Annotated in this window: 16 protein-coding genes; 10 read left to right on the forward strand and 6 right to left on the reverse strand. The window is 68.4% G+C overall.

Annotated elements, in window-relative coordinates; genetic code table 11:
- The first annotated feature begins 1 nt into the window (after position 1).
- Both N8I74_RS02790 and N8I74_RS02795 read left to right on the forward strand, forming a co-directional pair.
- Positions 2 to 685 carry a response regulator transcription factor gene (locus N8I74_RS02790; protein ID WP_263125399.1) on the forward strand — a complete coding sequence of 228 codons (684 nt, stop codon included), beginning with the start codon at positions 2 to 4 and terminating at the stop codon, positions 683 to 685.
- Positions 685 to 2,073, forward strand: a complete 1,389-nt coding sequence (locus N8I74_RS02795; RefSeq protein ID WP_263125400.1) for a sensor histidine kinase — start codon at positions 685 to 687, stop codon at positions 2,071 to 2,073. Before N8I74_RS02790 ends, N8I74_RS02795 begins: the two co-directional genes overlap by 1 nt.
- A gap of 28 nt (positions 2,074 to 2,101) precedes the next feature.
- Here N8I74_RS02795 and mgtE read toward each other — a convergent pair whose 3' ends face one another.
- Complete coding sequence (mgtE, locus tag N8I74_RS02800; protein WP_263125401.1) at positions 2,102 to 3,532, reverse strand: magnesium transporter; 1,431 nt, start codon at positions 3,530 to 3,532, stop codon at positions 2,102 to 2,104.
- Between the two features lie 167 nt (positions 3,533 to 3,699).
- Here mgtE and corA point away from each other — a divergent pair, with 167 nt between their 5' ends.
- Both corA and N8I74_RS02810 read left to right on the forward strand, forming a co-directional pair.
- Entirely contained in the window at positions 3,700 to 4,662 is a 963-nt protein-coding gene (gene corA, locus N8I74_RS02805; RefSeq protein WP_263125402.1) for a magnesium/cobalt transporter CorA, read from the forward strand.
- A 103-nt stretch (positions 4,663 to 4,765) separates the two neighbouring features.
- Positions 4,766 to 5,635 (forward strand): DMT family transporter, encoded by an 870-nt coding sequence (locus N8I74_RS02810; protein ID WP_263125403.1) that lies wholly within the window; start codon positions 4,766 to 4,768, stop codon positions 5,633 to 5,635.
- Between the two features lie 15 nt (positions 5,636 to 5,650).
- On the opposite strand, the gene waaA is transcribed toward N8I74_RS02810, so the two are convergent.
- Together waaA and waaC are read right to left on the reverse strand one after the other, a co-directional pair.
- Entirely contained in the window at positions 5,651 to 6,907 is a 1,257-nt protein-coding gene (waaA, locus tag N8I74_RS02815; protein ID WP_263125404.1) for a lipid IV(A) 3-deoxy-D-manno-octulosonic acid transferase, read from the reverse strand.
- Positions 6,904 to 7,860, reverse strand: coding sequence for a lipopolysaccharide heptosyltransferase I (gene waaC / locus N8I74_RS02820; protein ID WP_263125405.1), 957 nt, complete (start codon positions 7,858 to 7,860; stop codon positions 6,904 to 6,906). Before waaC ends, waaA begins: the two co-directional genes overlap by 4 nt.
- 158 nt (positions 7,861 to 8,018) lie before the next feature.
- On the opposite strand from waaC, the gene N8I74_RS02825 reads away from it, so the two are divergent.
- Positions 8,019 to 8,645, forward strand: a complete 627-nt coding sequence (locus N8I74_RS02825) for a GGDEF domain-containing protein (protein WP_263125406.1) — start codon at positions 8,019 to 8,021, stop codon at positions 8,643 to 8,645.
- On the opposite strand, the gene cobU is transcribed toward N8I74_RS02825, so the two are convergent.
- Positions 8,627 to 9,169, reverse strand: a complete 543-nt coding sequence (cobU, locus tag N8I74_RS02830; protein ID WP_263125407.1) for a bifunctional adenosylcobinamide kinase/adenosylcobinamide-phosphate guanylyltransferase — start codon at positions 9,167 to 9,169, stop codon at positions 8,627 to 8,629. The genes N8I74_RS02825 and cobU overlap by 19 nt on opposite strands.
- 193 nt (positions 9,170 to 9,362) lie before the next feature.
- On the opposite strand from cobU, the gene cobT reads away from it, so the two are divergent.
- The 5 genes from cobT (at position 9,363) to N8I74_RS02855 (ending at position 13,618) form a co-directional block, all read left to right on the forward strand.
- Positions 9,363 to 10,406: a nicotinate-nucleotide--dimethylbenzimidazole phosphoribosyltransferase gene (cobT, locus tag N8I74_RS02835; RefSeq protein ID WP_263125408.1), complete on the forward strand. Its 1,044-nt coding sequence runs from the start codon at positions 9,363 to 9,365 to the stop codon at positions 10,404 to 10,406.
- Positions 10,403 to 11,023 carry a histidine phosphatase family protein gene (locus N8I74_RS02840; protein ID WP_263125409.1) on the forward strand — a complete coding sequence of 207 codons (621 nt, stop codon included), beginning with the start codon at positions 10,403 to 10,405 and terminating at the stop codon, positions 11,021 to 11,023. The genes cobT and N8I74_RS02840 overlap by 4 nt, the downstream gene beginning before the upstream one ends.
- Positions 11,020 to 11,763, forward strand: a complete 744-nt coding sequence (gene cobS / locus N8I74_RS02845; protein ID WP_263125410.1) for an adenosylcobinamide-GDP ribazoletransferase — start codon at positions 11,020 to 11,022, stop codon at positions 11,761 to 11,763. Before N8I74_RS02840 ends, cobS begins: the two co-directional genes overlap by 4 nt.
- A gap of 74 nt (positions 11,764 to 11,837) precedes the next feature.
- On the forward strand, positions 11,838 to 12,104 hold the full coding sequence (locus N8I74_RS02850) for a hypothetical protein (protein WP_263125411.1): 267 nt from the start codon (positions 11,838 to 11,840) through the stop codon (positions 12,102 to 12,104).
- Positions 12,105 to 12,184: 80 nt separating this feature from the next.
- The gene (locus tag N8I74_RS02855; RefSeq protein ID WP_263125412.1) at positions 12,185 to 13,618 is read left to right on the forward strand and encodes an NAD-dependent succinate-semialdehyde dehydrogenase; all 1,434 of its coding nucleotides are present in this window, start codon (positions 12,185 to 12,187) and stop codon (positions 13,616 to 13,618) included.
- Positions 13,619 to 13,624: 6 nt separating this feature from the next.
- Here N8I74_RS02855 and N8I74_RS02860 read toward each other — a convergent pair whose 3' ends face one another.
- Together N8I74_RS02860 and N8I74_RS02865 are read right to left on the reverse strand one after the other, a co-directional pair.
- Positions 13,625 to 14,452, reverse strand: coding sequence for an undecaprenyl-diphosphate phosphatase (locus tag N8I74_RS02860; protein ID WP_263125413.1), 828 nt, complete (start codon positions 14,450 to 14,452; stop codon positions 13,625 to 13,627).
- Positions 14,453 to 14,726: 274 nt separating this feature from the next.
- Positions 14,727 to 15,098: a DciA family protein gene (locus N8I74_RS02865; protein WP_263125414.1), complete on the reverse strand. Its 372-nt coding sequence runs from the start codon at positions 15,096 to 15,098 to the stop codon at positions 14,727 to 14,729.
- Between the last annotated feature and the right edge of the window lie 33 nt (positions 15,099 to 15,131).

Raw genomic sequence — 15,131 nt, forward strand, 5'->3', positions numbered from 1 at the left:
CTTGCGCATCCTCGTGGTCGAAGATCAGGCCGCCCAGGCGGAATACACGGCCAAGGCGCTGCGTGAGGGGGGTCATGCGGTGGATCTTGCCTGTGACGGCAAGGAAGGCTTGTTCCTTGCCACCACCGAGCATTACGACGCCATCGTGCTGGACCGCATGCTGCCCTGCGTGGATGGCCTGACACTGCTGCGCACGCTGCGCGCCTCTTCGATCACCACGCCGGTGCTGCTGCTGTCGGCGCTGGCCGAGTCGGACGACCGGGTCGAAGGCCTGCGCGCCGGCAGCGACGACTATCTGACCAAGCCTTTCCATACCGCCGAGCTGCTGGCGCGGCTTGATGCCATCACCCGGCGTGCCGCGCCTCAGCCGGGTACGCAGCAGCAGATCCTGCGCGTGGCCGACCTGGAGCTGGACCGGCTGTCGCGCCGGGTGCGCCGCGGCGGCACCGCGCTCGATCTGCAGCCGCGCGAGTACCAGTTGCTGGAATACATGATGCGCCACGCGGGACAGGTGGTGACCCGCACCATGCTGCTCGAAGGCGTGTGGGACTACCACTTCGATCCCGGGACCAATGTGATCGATGTGCATATCAGCAAGCTGCGCGGCAAGGTGGACGCCAACGGTCTGCCGCCGCTGCTGCATACGGTGCGCGGCGCGGGCTACCGGCTGGGCGAAGCGTCCTGATGGCGCATCTGCCCGGCAGCCCCTGGCCCGCCAACCGGTTCTACACCACCGCCAGCCCATTCAACCGCTTTGTGCTGATCCTGCCGCTGATCATGCTGCTGGCGATGGGCGCGTTCGTACTGCTGACCTACCGCGAAGCACAGGGGGCGTTGCTGGATGAGTTCCGCGTGGCACTGCGCGAGGAGGTCTCCAACCTGGAGACGGTCTACCGCGAAGAGGGTCTGCAGGCGTTGCGCCAGTCGATCGACCGGCGTGCCAAGATCGGCGAGGCCGAACATACCATCTACCTGCTGACCGCTGCTGACGGCCGGCGGCTTGCCGGCAACATCGACGGCTGGCCGGCCGGCGTGCCGGCCGCGGACGAGCGTTCGGTGACGTTTTCCGACCCACTGGACGGCAGCACGGTGGCGGCCGAGGTGTTTCTGCTCTACGGCGATCTGCGCCTGCTGGTGGGGCGGCGCGCGATCTACGAGCAGGTGGGCGAGCACCTGCTGCGCAACTACCTGTGGCTGTCCGGCACCATGATCGTCGCCTCGCTGGCATGCGGCTGGGGTTTCACGCGGCTGATCCGGCGACGCCTGGGGACCATTGTCAGCACCGCACGCACCATCCGCGCCGATGCCACCAGCAACCGCGTGCCGATGGGCCACAGCGGCGACGAGATCGACGCGCTGATCGTCGAGCTGAATGCCATGCTCGACAAGCAGGACAAGCTCATTGTCTATGCCCGTCAATCGTCGTTTGCCATCGCGCACGACCTGCGTCATCCGCTGTCGCACCTGCGCAACTCACTCTCGGACGTCGCCGGCGAGCTGCGTGGTTTGTCACAGGCCGAGCACGTCAACGCGCTGATCGGTGACGTGGACCATATCCTGGCGGTGTTCGCCGCGCTGATGCGGCTGGGCCGGCTGGAGTCGGGCGCGCAGGTGCTGGTGCGCCGCCCGCTCATGCTCTCGGCGCTGGCCGCCGACGTGGTCTCGCTGTACGCCCCGCTTGCCGAAGAGCATGGGCGCAAGCTGGTGCTGGAGGCCGAGTCGTGCCTCGTGAGCGTCGATCGCGAGCTGGTCGGCCAGGCGCTGGCCAACCTGATCGAGAATGCGCTGCGCTACGGCGAAGGTGAGGTGCGTGTGCTGGTGATGCAGCATGGCGACGATGCCACCATCTCGGTACGCGACCATGGCCCGGGCATTCCGGCCGTGCAGCGCGAGCGCGTGACCGATCCCTTCTACCGGCTGGAGTCGAGTCGGCATTCGCCGGGCAGCGGTCTGGGTCTGGCGCTGGTCAAGGTGATCGCCGAGGCGCATGGCGGCCGGTTGCAGCTGCTGCCGGGCGAGCCGGGCCTGCTGGCGGTGATGCACCTGCACGCCGGTGAGGAAGGGCGCGCCTAGCGCGGGTATCGCCCGTCGCATCGCGGCATCAGATCAGGAACATCGTCGCCAGGCCCAGGAAGATGAAAAAGCCCATGCTGTCGGTGATTGCCGTCAGCAGCACGCTCGAACCATAGGCCGGGTCGCGTCCCAGCTTCTGCATCGAGAGCGGCACCAGGATGGCTGCCAGCGCGGCCACCTGCAGGCTCAGCACCATGGCGCCCATCATCACGAGGCCCAGCGGTGGTTGCCGGTACAGCCACCCCGCAATCAGCCCCAGCGCCGCGCCCCAGACCATGCCGTTGAGCAGGGCGATGCCCATTTCCTTGGCGATCAGCCGGCGTGCATTGCCGCCGGTGATCTGGCCCAGTGCCAGCCCGCGGATGATCAGGGTCATGGTCTGGGTCCCCGAATTGCCGCCGATGCCCGAGACGATGGGCATCAAGGTGGCCAGCGCCACCAGCTGTGCGATGGTGGTTTCGAACGCGCCGATCACCCGGCTGGCGACAAAGGCGGTGCAGATGTTCAGCGCCAGCCAGGGTCCCCGGTTGCGGGCCGATTTCCAGATGCTGGAGAACAGGTCCTCTTCCTTCAGGCCGGCCAGCGACAGCACATCGGAGTCGTCACGGATCACGTCCACCATGTCGTCCACCGTCAAGCGCCCGATCACCCGCTGGTTGCTGTCGAGCACCGGGGCCGAGACCAGATCGTAGCGTTCGAAGGCGCGCGCGGCATCGTCGGCGCGGCCGTCGGGCGCGAAGGTGACCGCATCGCGCGCCATCACCTCGGCCACGCGCCTGTCCGGTGCATTGAGCAGCAGCCTCGTGAGCGGCAGCACGCCTTTGAAGCCGCGGTCGCGGTCGATCACGAACAGCTTGTCGGTGTTGGCCGGCAGGTCGTCGAAGCGCCGCAGATAGCGCAGCACCGTCTGCAAGGTGATGTCCTCGCGGATGGTGACCATGTCGAAATCCATGATCGCCCCCACCTCGTGCTCGGCGTACGACAGTGCGCTCTGCAGTTGGGCGCGTTCGTCCTCGCCCAGCCCGCGCATCACCTCGGACAGCACGTGTTCGGGCAGGTCCGGGGCCAGATCGGCCAGTTCGTCCGTCTCAAGCCGGCCGGCGGCGGCGATGATCTCGCGGCTGTCCATGGCCGAAAGCAGCGATTCGCGCACCGCGTCCGAGACTTCGAGCAGGATCTCGCCGTCGCGCTCGTTGCGGACCAGCTCCCAGATCGTGAGCCGGTCCGGTTGCGGCAAGGCTTCGAGCAGGTCGGCGATGTCGGCCGGATGCAACCGGTCAAGCTTGAGCGACAGCTCGGCCAGATGCTGCCGGTGCACCAGTTTCTCGACCAGCTCGTGCCGGGGCATGTCCTGCCGGTGCACCATGCCCTCGACCAGCTTGTGCCGCTGCAGCAGGCGCTGCACCTGCTGCAGCGTCTGTCCGAAGTGTTCCTGGGTCTTGCGGGTGGCGGTATTCATGGCGGCGGCCCCTCCCCGGTGGCGGCGCGCAGCAGGGCGCGGCCGCAAGGTGGCGCGAGCGTAGCACGGCCGGTCGGCATCACACAGGCGGCCATTCGTTACATCGCGATGGATCACGCTTCCCTTATAATCGCGCGGCCCCGCAATCCGACGCTCCGAGGTGACCCATGCTCGCTGCTTTTGTCCTCGCCGAAGGCCGGTTGCGCCAGATCCCGGTCAGCACCGCCGCCGACCTGGCGCAGCCGCAGGTGGTCTGGGTGGACCTGGTCGATCCCACCGACGACGAGCGTGAGCTGGTGCAGGGCGTGTTCCGGGTGGAGCTGCCCGAGGACGAGGATCTGGAGGACATCGAGGAATCGGCGCGCTGCTACGTGGACCAGGCGGGGCTGCACATCAACTCGTACTTCCTGCACCAGGACAACGAAGGCGCCAACAACGTCACCGTGGCGTTCCACCTCAATCGCGGGCGGCTCCTGACCATGCGCCAGGAGGAGCTGGCGGTGTTCCGGCTGTTCCGGCTGCGTGCCCGCGTGCAAAGCGGTTTCGTCGATACTGCCGAGGACATCCTCCTGTCGATCTACGCCATCTCGGTCGAATACGACGCCGACGTGCTCGAAGGCATCTACACGGCGCTGGACGAGGTGAGCCAGAGCGTGCTCAAGCGCTCGGACGAGATCGACGACGAGAAGATGGGCGAGACGGTGGCCCATATCGCCCAGCAGGAGGACGTGAACGGCAAGGTGCGGCTCGACCTGATGGATACGCGGCGCGCGCTGTCCTTCCTATTGCGTTCGCGCGTGCTGGATCGCGAGCAGGAAAACGACCTGCGCGAGATCCTGCGCGACCTGGAATCGCTGAACAACCACACCGGCTTCCTGTTCGAGAAGATCAACTTCCTGATGGACGCGGTGATGGGCCTGATCAACCTGGCGCAGAACAAGATCATCAAGATCTTCTCGATCGCCAGCGTGGTGTTCCTGCCGCCGACGATGATCGCCAGCGTGTACGGCATGAACTTCGACCTGATGCCCGAACTGCAGTGGCAGGGCGGCTATCCGTTCGCGCTGGCGCTGATGATCGCCTCGGGCATCGCCCCGTACTGGTTCTTCAAGAAGAAGGGCTGGCTGTAGGCCGGCCTGCAGTCGCGTACCCGATGCCGATCGCCTTCCTGCACGCATCCGGGCCATATCACTGCGCAACGCGGTGGTCCGGCCGGCCGCCGCGGTACTGAGCATGCACCTGCTGGCGGCGCTGGTGCTGGTCATGATCTGGTCGACCACGGCGCTGGCCATCCGCTGGAGCGTCGACGGCATGGCCTATGCCAGCGCGCTGTTCGGCCGCTTCGTGCTGGCTGCCATGTTCACCGTCGCGTTGGTTGTCCTCTTGCGCCAGCGGGTGCCGCTGCGCCGCGCCCTGCCGGCCTGGTTGATCGGCGGCGTGGCCACCGCCATCTCGATGCTGTGCACCTACTGGGCTGCGCGCCACGTGCCGTCGGGCCTGCTGGCAGTGCTGTTCGGGCTCGGTCCGCTTACCACTGCGCTGTTCGCCCGACTGTGGTTGCAGCAGCGGCTGGCGGGGCATGAATGGATTGGCATTGTGTTGGGGCTGGCCGGCACTGCGGTCATCTTCGGCGAACGGCTGCAGCTTGCGCCGGGCAGTGGACCGGCATTGGCCGTGCTGCTGGCGGCGGTGTCGATCCAGTCGGCGGCGGCGGTGCGGCTCAAGGGGGCGGCGCAGGGCTTGCCGGCATTGACTGTCAACGCCGGTGCATTGCTGGTGTGCGCACTGCTGAGCGGCCTGTGGTGGCTGGCGCAGGGCGCGCCGGCGCCTGCCGCCGCCACGCCGCGTGCGCTGGTGGCGGTGCTCTATCTGGCGCTGGTGGGTTCGGCCCTGGCGTTCAGCCTCTACTACTGGCTGATCCGCGAATGCGCACCCGGCCAGGTGGCGTTGCTGTCGCTGGTCTCGCCGGTCTGCGCGCTGTGGTTGGGCAAGGTGGCCAACGGTGAGGTGCTCAGCCTGCGCATGCTGACCGGCACCGTGCTGATCCTCGGCGGGCTGTTGCTGCATCAGCGCCACGGCTGGCGCAGGCTGTTGCGTCGCTGACCGGGGCCCGGCGGCTCAAGGCGTCGGCAGGCGTTCGAGCACGCGCATGGTGGCGCCGCGATGGGCGCCGGCAAAGGCAAGGCCGGCCTCGCGCATGCCCGCGCACTGTGCCGGATCGCGGAGCAGCTGCAGGGCCCGGGCCGCCACGGCATCGGCATCCTGCCCCTGCCAGGCGCAGCCGACGCCAAGCGCCGCGCGCGCCACTTCGGCAAAGTTGTAGGTCGAGGGGCCCAGCAGCACCGGGGCGCCGACTGCGCATGCCTCGATCAGGTTCTGGCAGCCGAAGTCGAGCAGCGAGCCGCCCATGATCGCCACGTCGGCCAGTGCATACCACGCGGTCATCTCGCCCATGCTGTCGCCCAGCAGCACCGTGGCCGCCGGTGTGCTTGCGCCATCCCAGCCACTGCGCCGCAGCGTGGTCAGCCCGCGTGCCGCCAGCAACCCGGCCACTGCATCGAAGCGCTGCGGATGCCGCGGCACGATCACGATCAGCAACGCATCGGGCAGCGCCGTGCGTGCCAGCGCATCGAGCAACAGCGCCTCCTCGCCGTCGCGGCTGGAGGCCAGCAACAACACCGGACGGCCGCCCAGGGCAGCGCGCCATGCCTGCCCGCGCGCGACCAGCTCGGGTGCCGGCAGGTTGTCGAACTTGAGGTTGCCGATCACCTGCACCTCGCGCGCCCCCAGGCTCCTGAGCCGGGCTGCATCGTCCTCGTGCTGCGCCAGCACGCCGGCGAACGCGCCGAACGCCGGTGCCACCAGCGGGCGCAGCCGCGCGTATCCGCGATACGACTTCTCGGACAGCCGCGCATTGACCAGGAACAGCGGCACGCCGTGGCTACGGCAGGCGGCCACCAGGTTCGGCCAGACCTCGGTTTCCAGCAGCATGCCCATGGCCGGGCGGTAGTGCCGCAGGAAGCGGCGCACCGCACCGGGATAGTCATAGGGCAGATAGGCAAGCTCCACCGTCCCACCGAACAACGCCTGTGCCGTCGCGCGCCCGGTCGGGGTCATCGCCGTCAGCAGCAGGCGATGATCCGGGTAGCGCTGACGCAGCGCCTGTACCAGCGGCACGGCTGCGCGTGTCTCGCCCACCGAGACGGCATGTAGCCAGATCAGGGGGGCATCCCGCCGGGGCGCGCCGTAGCGGGCCCAACGCTCGTGCCAGTGGTGCCGATAGGCCGGCTGGCGCCGTGAACGCCACAACAGGTACAGCATGGCCAGCGGGGTGACGAGATAGAGGAACAACGAATACAGCACGCGCGCTGTCATCGGCGCATGCCTGTCAGTACTGTCTGCCATACCGCGTCGACTTCGGGCGCCGCACCGCGCATCCCCAGGTTGACCGCATAGGTGGATGCCAGCACGCCGGTCTTGGCCGGATCGGAGGCGCTGAAGATCGCCACCGTGGGGGTGGCCATCGCCGCGGCCAGATGCACCAGTCCGGTATCGACCCCGACCACCACCCTGGCGCCCGCCAGCACTGCCGCCGCCTCGGTCAGCGAGAGACGCGGCGCGGCCAGCGCGCCCGGAATGGCCGCCGCCAGCCGCATCGCGCGCTGCTGTTCCGCGGCCGAGCCCCATGGCAGCACGCAGGCGATGCCCATGCCGGCCAAGCGCGTGCCCAGCGCGATCCAGTTCGCCTCGGACCATTCCTTGTCCGCGCGGCTGGTGGCGGTCAGCAACACCGCGTAGGGCTGCACCGGCAGCCACGGCAAGGCCATGTCCGGACAGGGCAGGCCATAGTCGACCGTGCTGGCCGGGGTGTAGTCCAGCGCCGCGGCTGCGAGTGCGCGTACCCGCAGGATCGCGTGCCGTGCCTTCGTCACCGTGTAGCGCCGGTCATAGCACAGCGTGGCCGGGCCCTCGCGCGCGCTGTCGAAGTCGTAGCCCGCCACCGGGCCGCGGGCCACCTTGGCCACCAGCGCGCTCTTGATCAGGCCCTGCACGTCCAGCACCAGGTCGTACCGGGCTTCGCGCAGTGCGCCGCGGAATGCCCGCCACTCGCGCAGCACACCGCGCCAGCGCTCGCCGCGCCAGCGCCGCAGCGAGAACGGAATCACCCGCTGCACCGCTGGATGAAGTGCCGGCAGGGCCTGGAAACCTTCCTCCACCACCCAGTCGAGCTGTACGCCCGGCAAGGCGCGTGCCAGGTCGGTGACCGCCGGCATGGCATGGATGACATCGCCCATCGAAGACAGACGAACGAGCAGAATTCTGGACATGGACGGCATTCTAGCGGGTTGGGCCAGCGCCGACACCAGTGGCGGTGTTCACGAGCCTGCGCCGGAAAACCCCCTGATTCACAGCGCAATCCGGACTCCCGGTCTGGGCCGCGCACGGCTACACTGCAGCTGTTCCAATCCCGGTGCAGCGTACTTTGATGCCTGATGTCTCGACCTTGCCTGTCTGGATTGCCGCGCTGGGCTGGCTGGTGGCCGCCGTGGCGCTTGCCGGCTGGCGACGTGGCACCGCGGCGGCACGGCAGTGGCGCGAACGCTTCGAAGCGCAGCAGGGACGGGATCCGCTCACCGGCCTGGCCAACCGTGCCGCCTTCCTGGAGCGGGCCGAGCACGAGGTCAACCGCAGCCAGCGTGCCGGCCATGCGTTGTCGGTCCTGCTGGTCGATATCGATGGCATGCGCCAGCTCAATTCCCGCTATGGGCACCGCGGCGGCGATCTGGCGCTGTTGCATGTGATTGACGCCTGCCGGCGCGCGGTGCGCGACTTCGACGTGATCGGGCGCTTCTCGGGGCAGGAGGTGGCGCTGCTGCTGCCTGACACCGTGCGCGAGGGCGCATTGCGGGTGGTCGAGCGTATCCACGAGCAGGTGGCCGCCAGTCCGGTGGCACTGAGCGATGGCCGCAGCTTCACCGTGCAGGTGACCGCGGGCGTTGCCGAGCTGATCAGCGAAGTGGAGGACGCCGAGGATCTGCTGCTGCTGGCCGATGGCTCGCTGCGGCGCAACCGGCAGCGCCGCGCCGCGCAGGCTCAGCCGCCGGCGGGCTGACGCGCGGGTTTGAGCGGCAGCGGCAGCCCGCAGGCGACCAGCGTCACCTGTTTGCAGCACGCGGCCACCGCCTGATTGAGCCGGCCCAACTCATCGACGAACCAGCGGGTCGCCGCACCGAGCGGCACCACGCCCCAGCCGATTTCGTTGCTGACCAGCAGCGTACTGCCGGGCAGCGTCGGCAACGCTGCGAGCAATGCGGCGCGTTCGCCGGCATAGCGCCCGGCGTCCGGGGTTTCCTGCTCACAGAATCGGGCCAGCCACAGCGTCAGGCAATCGACCAGCAACAGCCGTTGCGGCGCGGCCGCCCGGCACAGTGCCTGTGCCAGCGTTTCGCCCGGTTCGACGGTGTGCCAGGATGCCGGCCGCCGCGCCTGATGCTCGGCGATGCGCGCGGTGAATTCGGCATCATCGGTACGACGCGCTGTGGCGAGATAGACAACCGGTCCCGGATGGGCGAGGGCGAGTTGTTCGGCGTAGCGGCTCTTGCCCGAGCGGGCACCGCCGGTGATGAGATGCGGCATGATGAGAACGTCGACCTGAGGCCATGCTCCGTGCAGGCGGGAGGGCCCACAGTCTAGGCCGAACCCGGCCATGGCGGCGAGCAACGCGTGCCGACGGGTTCGCCTGATCCTGCCATGCGCCGGTCCCGGCTTGCCTTGTGCTGCCGGCCGGCATAGCCTCGCGGCATCTTCCCGTCCATTCCGCACTGTGCCAATGTCGATCGACACCGCCGCCGGGCTTGCCGCCCAGGCGCGCCAGCAGCAACTGACCAAGCCTCCCGGCAGCCTTGGCCGGCTGGAAACGCTGGCTGTCTGGCTGGCCGACCGCCTCGGTCAACCGGTCCCGCCGCGGCTCAAGCCGGCCATTGCGGTGTTCGCCGCCGACCATGGCGTCGCCGCCGAAGGCGTATCGGCGTTTCCACCCGAGGTGACCGGGCAGATGGTGGCCAATTTCGTGGCCGGGGGCGCAGCCATCAGCGTGCTGGCCGCCGAGCATGGCGCGGCACTGACAGTGGTCGACGTCGGCGTCGCGCATCCGATTCCTGATGTGCCGCAGCGCCGGGCCCAGCTGATCAGCCGTCCGGTGCGCGCCGGTACCCGCAATCTGCTGTACGAGCCCGCGCTGCGCCCCGAGGAGTGCGATGCTGCCTGGCAGATCGGCGCCGCCGTCGCCACCCGGTTGGCCGAGGACGGCCACACGCTCCTGATCGGCGGGGAGATGGGCATCGCCAACACCACCGCTGCCGCGGCGCTGGTCTGTGCCTATACCGGCGCCGTTCCCGAGGAGATCGTGGGGCGCGGCACCGGGGTCGATGAAGGCGCCTACGGACGCAAGATCGCAGTGGTGAACGCGGCGCTGGCCCGGGTACGCGCCGGTGGCGACCCGGGCCCGCGCGGTTGGCTGGCCGAAGTGGGTGGACTGGAAATCGCTGCGCTCGCCGGTTTCTACAGCGCGGCGGCGGCGGCTGGGGTGCCAGTGCTGCTGGATGGTTTCATCAGCACCGCAGCCGCGCTGGCGGCGATGCGCAGCGCGCCGCAGGTGGGGCGCTGGCTGCTGGCTGGCCATGTCTCGGCCGAAACGGGCCACCGCCGCGCATTGGCGGCGCTGGGGCTTGTGCCGTTGCTGGATCTGGAGCTGCGGCTGGGCGAGGCCAGTGGTGCCGCCGTGGCGCTGCCGCTGCTGCAGGCCGCGCTGGCGTTGCATCGTGGCATGGCCACGTTCGCCGAAGCGGGCGTCGCCGCCGGAGCGGTGCCATGAGTGCCTTCCGGCTCTCGCTGCTGCGGCATGGTGAAACCGAGGAAAGCGCCACCCGCTTGCTGGGACAGTACGACGCCGCGCTCACCCCTGAAGGATGGCGCCAGCTGCACCTGCGCTGGCGCGGGATCGAGCGGTACGAAGTGACTGCCCTTGCCAGTTCGGATCTGATCCGCTGCGCCGCTTTTGCTCGCGAGCGCACCGCGACGCTGGGCGTTCCGCTGACCGTGCACGCCGGCTGGCGCGAATGCCATTTCGGCGTACTGGACGGCCGGTTGCGCGACAGCCTGAGCGCCGAAGAGGCCGGGGCGCTGCATGAATGGCAGCGTGCACCGGAATACGCCAGCCTGCCCGGGGGCGAGACATGGCATGGCTTTCAGGCGCGCGTCCAGCGCACCACCGAGCAATGGTTGATCGACAGCGAAGGCGGGCATCGCGTGCTGCTCACCCATGGCGGTGTGATCCGTGCCCTGCTGGTCGGCTGGCTTGGCATGCCGGCCAATCGCCACGCACAGTTCTGGATCAACCATGCTGCCTGCGTCAGCCTGTGGTGGGATGACGGCTACCCGCCCATCCTGCTGGGCATCGACAACACCTTGCCCACGCTGGCCGGCCCATGAGCCGTGGCCTTGCCATGTGCTGGCGCGAAGCAGTGTTGGCGATTCAGTTCCTGACCCGGTTGCCGACCCCGCAGTGGCCGGATTTCGACCCCATGGCGCTGGCGCGTGCCGTACGCTGGTTCCCGGCCGTGGGACTGCTGCTGGGCAGCCTGATCGTGGCTGCTGCGCGGCTGGGCACGGACATCGACCCATGGCTGGGGGCGTTGGCCGTATTGCTGGCCTGGGTCGCGCTCACCGGCGCGCTGCATCTGGACGGGCTGGCCGACCTGTGCGACGCCCTTGGTGCCGCGCATCGCGATCCACAGCGGCTGCTGGCGGTGATGAAGGACCCTCACCTTGGCAGTTTCGGGGTGCTGGCCTTGCTGTTGCAATGCTGCGCCAAGCTGGTGTTGGCGTTGCTGCTGGTGCGCGCCGGCGCGTGGCCGGTGCTGCTGCTGGCGCCGGCCTGGGCGCGCTGGGGCGTGTTCGCCTGGCAATTGCTGCCACCGCTGGCGCCGGGAATGGCCGAGCGGTTCGCCTGGCATCGGCCGCCGCACGCGCCTTGGGGTTGGGCGGTGGCGCTTGCCGCCCTGTCGGCCTGGCTTGCGCCGGTGCTGCTGTTGGCGCCGCTCGCGGTACTGGGCTACCACTGCTGGCTGGCGCGGCGGCTGGGCGGCGTTTCGGGCGATTGCCTGGGGGCCGGCATCGAGCTGACGGAGACCGCGCTGCTGGTCTCGGCCGTGGTGGCGGCGGCGTTATAATCGGCCCGGTCCGCGTGCAACCGATGCATGCCAGTCATCCGCAAGACCGCCGCCCCTGCGGCAAGGAGCAAGCAGTGAAGATCGTCCGCGCCATCGAAGTCTGGGAAAAGGGCCTGGACGGCGCCTTCGTCGGCCATCTGCCGGTTGCCGATACCCTCGCCACCGCATTTCTCTACCGCCTGTTCAAGGATGAGCAGGACCGGCCCGATCCCGACATGAAGCTCTCGTACATGTTGGACGCGGAGCGCATCGCCCAGCTGCAACCCTATGTGGCCCAGCAGCTCGATCCTGCGCACTACGACTACATCCTGACCGCCTACGGCGTTGCCGATCCGCAATAGCGCCGGCGCCCGCAACGAATCCGATCCGGGCCATGCCGAGTCCCCGCGGGCCGGCCCGGTTCCTCCAAGGACTGAATTGCATGTCTTTCTCATCCGCATTGCTGCATCAGGATGCCTTCATCGAGGGTCGCTGGCATCCGGCCGCGGCGCGTTTCCCGGTACACGATCCGGCCACCGGCGAGTGCCTGGCACAGGTGGCCCGCGGTGACCGGGCATCGGCCCGGCTGGCGATCGATGCGGCCGAACGGGCGCTGCCCGCCTGGCGGGCGACGCCGGCCAAGGCGCGCGCGACGCTGCTGCGCCGCTGGTACGAGCTGATGGTCGCGCATAGCGAGGAGATCGCCACGTTGCTGACGCGTGAGCAAGGCAAACCGCTTGCCGAGGCGCGCGGCGAAGTGCTTTACGCCGCAAGCTTCATCGAATGGTTTGCCGAAGAGGCACGCCGTATCGCCGGCGACGTGCTGGAACACCCTCAGGCCGACCGGCGCATCCTGGTGCTCAAGCAGTCGGTCGGGGTCTGCGCGGCGATCACGCCATGGAATTTCCCGGCAGCCATGATCGCGCGCAAGGCGGGGGCGGCGCTGGCCGCCGGCTGCACCATGGTGGTCAAGCCGGCCAGCCAGACCCCGCTGACCGCGTTGGCCATGGCGGCGCTTGCCAATGAGGCCGGCCTGCCCGCCGGGATCTTCAACGTGGTGCCCGGCCCTGCCGGCGAGGTCGGTGCCGAGCTCGCCGAAAACCCCCAGGTACGCAAGCTCTCGTTCACCGGCTCCACCGCAGTCGGCCGCAAGCTGATGGCCCAATGCGCGCCGACGCTGAAGAAACTGTCGCTGGAGCTGGGCGGCAATGCGCCGTTCATTGTGTTCGATGACGCGGATGTGGATGCGGCGGTGGAGGGCGCACTGGCCGCCAAGTACCGCAACAGCGGGCAGACCTGCGTCTGTGCCAACCGCTTCTATGTCCAGCGGGGCGTGTACGACGCCTTCGCCGCCAAGCTGGCCGAGCGGGTGGCCATGCTCAAGGTGGGCAACGGCCTGGAGGCCGGCGTGGAACAGGGGCCGCTGATCGACGAGGCGGCACTGGCCAAGGTGCAGGAGCACGTGGCCGACGCCCAGGCGCTGGGCGCCCGCGTGCTGTGCGGGGGGCGGGCATTGGGCGGCACGTGGTACGCCCCGACGGTGTTGGCCGATGTGCGCGCCGATGCGCAGATCACCCGCGAAGAGACCTTCGGCCCGGTGGCGGCCTTGGTGCGCTTTAAGGAGGAGCGCGAGGCGGTCGCGCTTGCCAATGCCAGCGAATATGGCCTTGCCGCCTACTTCTACGGCCGCGATCTGGGCCGGGTGTTCCGCGTGGCCGAAGCACTGGAATACGGCATGGTCGGGGTCAACACCGGCCTGTTCAGCAACGAGGTGGGGCCGTTCGGTGGCATCAAGCAAAGCGGCTTTGGCCGTGAAGGCTCCAAGTACGGCCTGACCGAGTACCTGGAGCTCAAATACCTCTGCCTGGGGCTGTGAGTCCGCCTAGACCGACCAGTCGATCAGGCCGGTCCAGGCGGTGGCAAGCACCAGCACCCCGAAACCGATGCGATACCAGGCGAACGGAATGAAGGTGTGGCTGGAGACGTAGCGGATCAGCGCCCGGATCGCAATGAACGCGAAGACGAACGAGGCGATGAAACCGACGGCGAACACGCCGGTGTCGCCCGCATCGAGCACGTGGCGATGCTTGTATAGGCTGTACAGCGAGGCGGCGCCCAGCGTCGGGATGCCGAGGAAGAACGAGAACTCGGTCGCCGCCTTGCGCGACAACCCGAAGAACAGCCCGCCGATGATGGTTGCGCCGGACCGGCTGGTGCCGGGAATCAGGGCGAAGCATTGGCACAGGCCCACCTTGAGCGCATCCAGCAGCGACAGATCGTCGACCTCCCGTACCGTGACCGTGTGCTCGCGTTTCTCGGCCCACAGAATGATGAAGCCGCCCACGATGAATGCAATCGCCACCGGCACCGGGTGGAACAGCACGGCCTTGATCTGCTCGTTGAACAGTTTGCCGAGGGTGGCGGCCGGGATGAACGCGATCAGCACTGCCAGCAGCAGATTGCGCTCGCTGCCAGGCCGGCGTACCCCCACACCCAGCGTGCGTCCCAGCTTGGCGCGGTATTCCCAGACCACCGCCAGCATGGCACCGAGCTGGATGAAGATCTCGTAGACGTCCCGCTTTTCCTTGGACAGGAAGTCCAGCAGCTGGGCGGTCAGGATCAGGTGGCCCGTGCTTGAGATCGGCAGAAACTCGGTCACACCCTCGACCAGGCCCATGATCAACGACTTCAGCAACAGCAGGATATCCATGCAAAGGTCCGGTGGTTCGAGACAAAGGGCGCATTATAGCCAGCAAGTCTTGAATCCCGAGGTCGCAATGACCGCCCCGGGGTGCATCCGCGCAGCGGTTATTTTTCACAAGGGAAACGGGAACTGGGGCGGGACAGGGGCGTCACACAAAGCGTGCGACTGAACGCCGCTTCCCCGAGCGGCCCGCATTTTGCTCATCTCCTCCCTGATGGCCGGGCTCATTCACAGCCCGGCTTTTTTTTGTCCTGATCCGGGATGCGCTGTGCCGGAGGTCTTAGCGGTGATGCCGCGCTAGCCGTTGCACCGCCTCGCGCAGCGGCCCGTCCTCCAGCGTCTGTGCCAACGTATCGAAGGCGGCAAGCGCCGCGGGACTCATGGTTAAGTCCTTGGTCCGCATCGCTTTTTGCCTGAGCAGCCCAACTTGCACCCGTGGACGGATTGCGGTAGCTTGCCATCCGGCCAGCCGAACCGCTGCCAGCACCGCCTTGCCGGCGACCTTCAGCCGGGCCGCCGCTGCCGGCGAAGTCACCCCGACCTGCAGCACCTCCTGGTGCACCGTCGCGGCGATGCAAGCGGCGCCCAGCGCCGGCGGTACCGCACCACGCACCGTGGCGAGCAGGCGGTTGAGTTCCTCGACCTGCGCCATCAGCCGCACAAGCTGTCGATCATTGCCGATGAA

It is taken from the genome of Chitiniphilus purpureus (genome assembly GCF_025642115.1).
GTDB lineage: Bacteria > Pseudomonadota > Gammaproteobacteria > Burkholderiales > Chitinibacteraceae > Chitiniphilus > Chitiniphilus purpureus.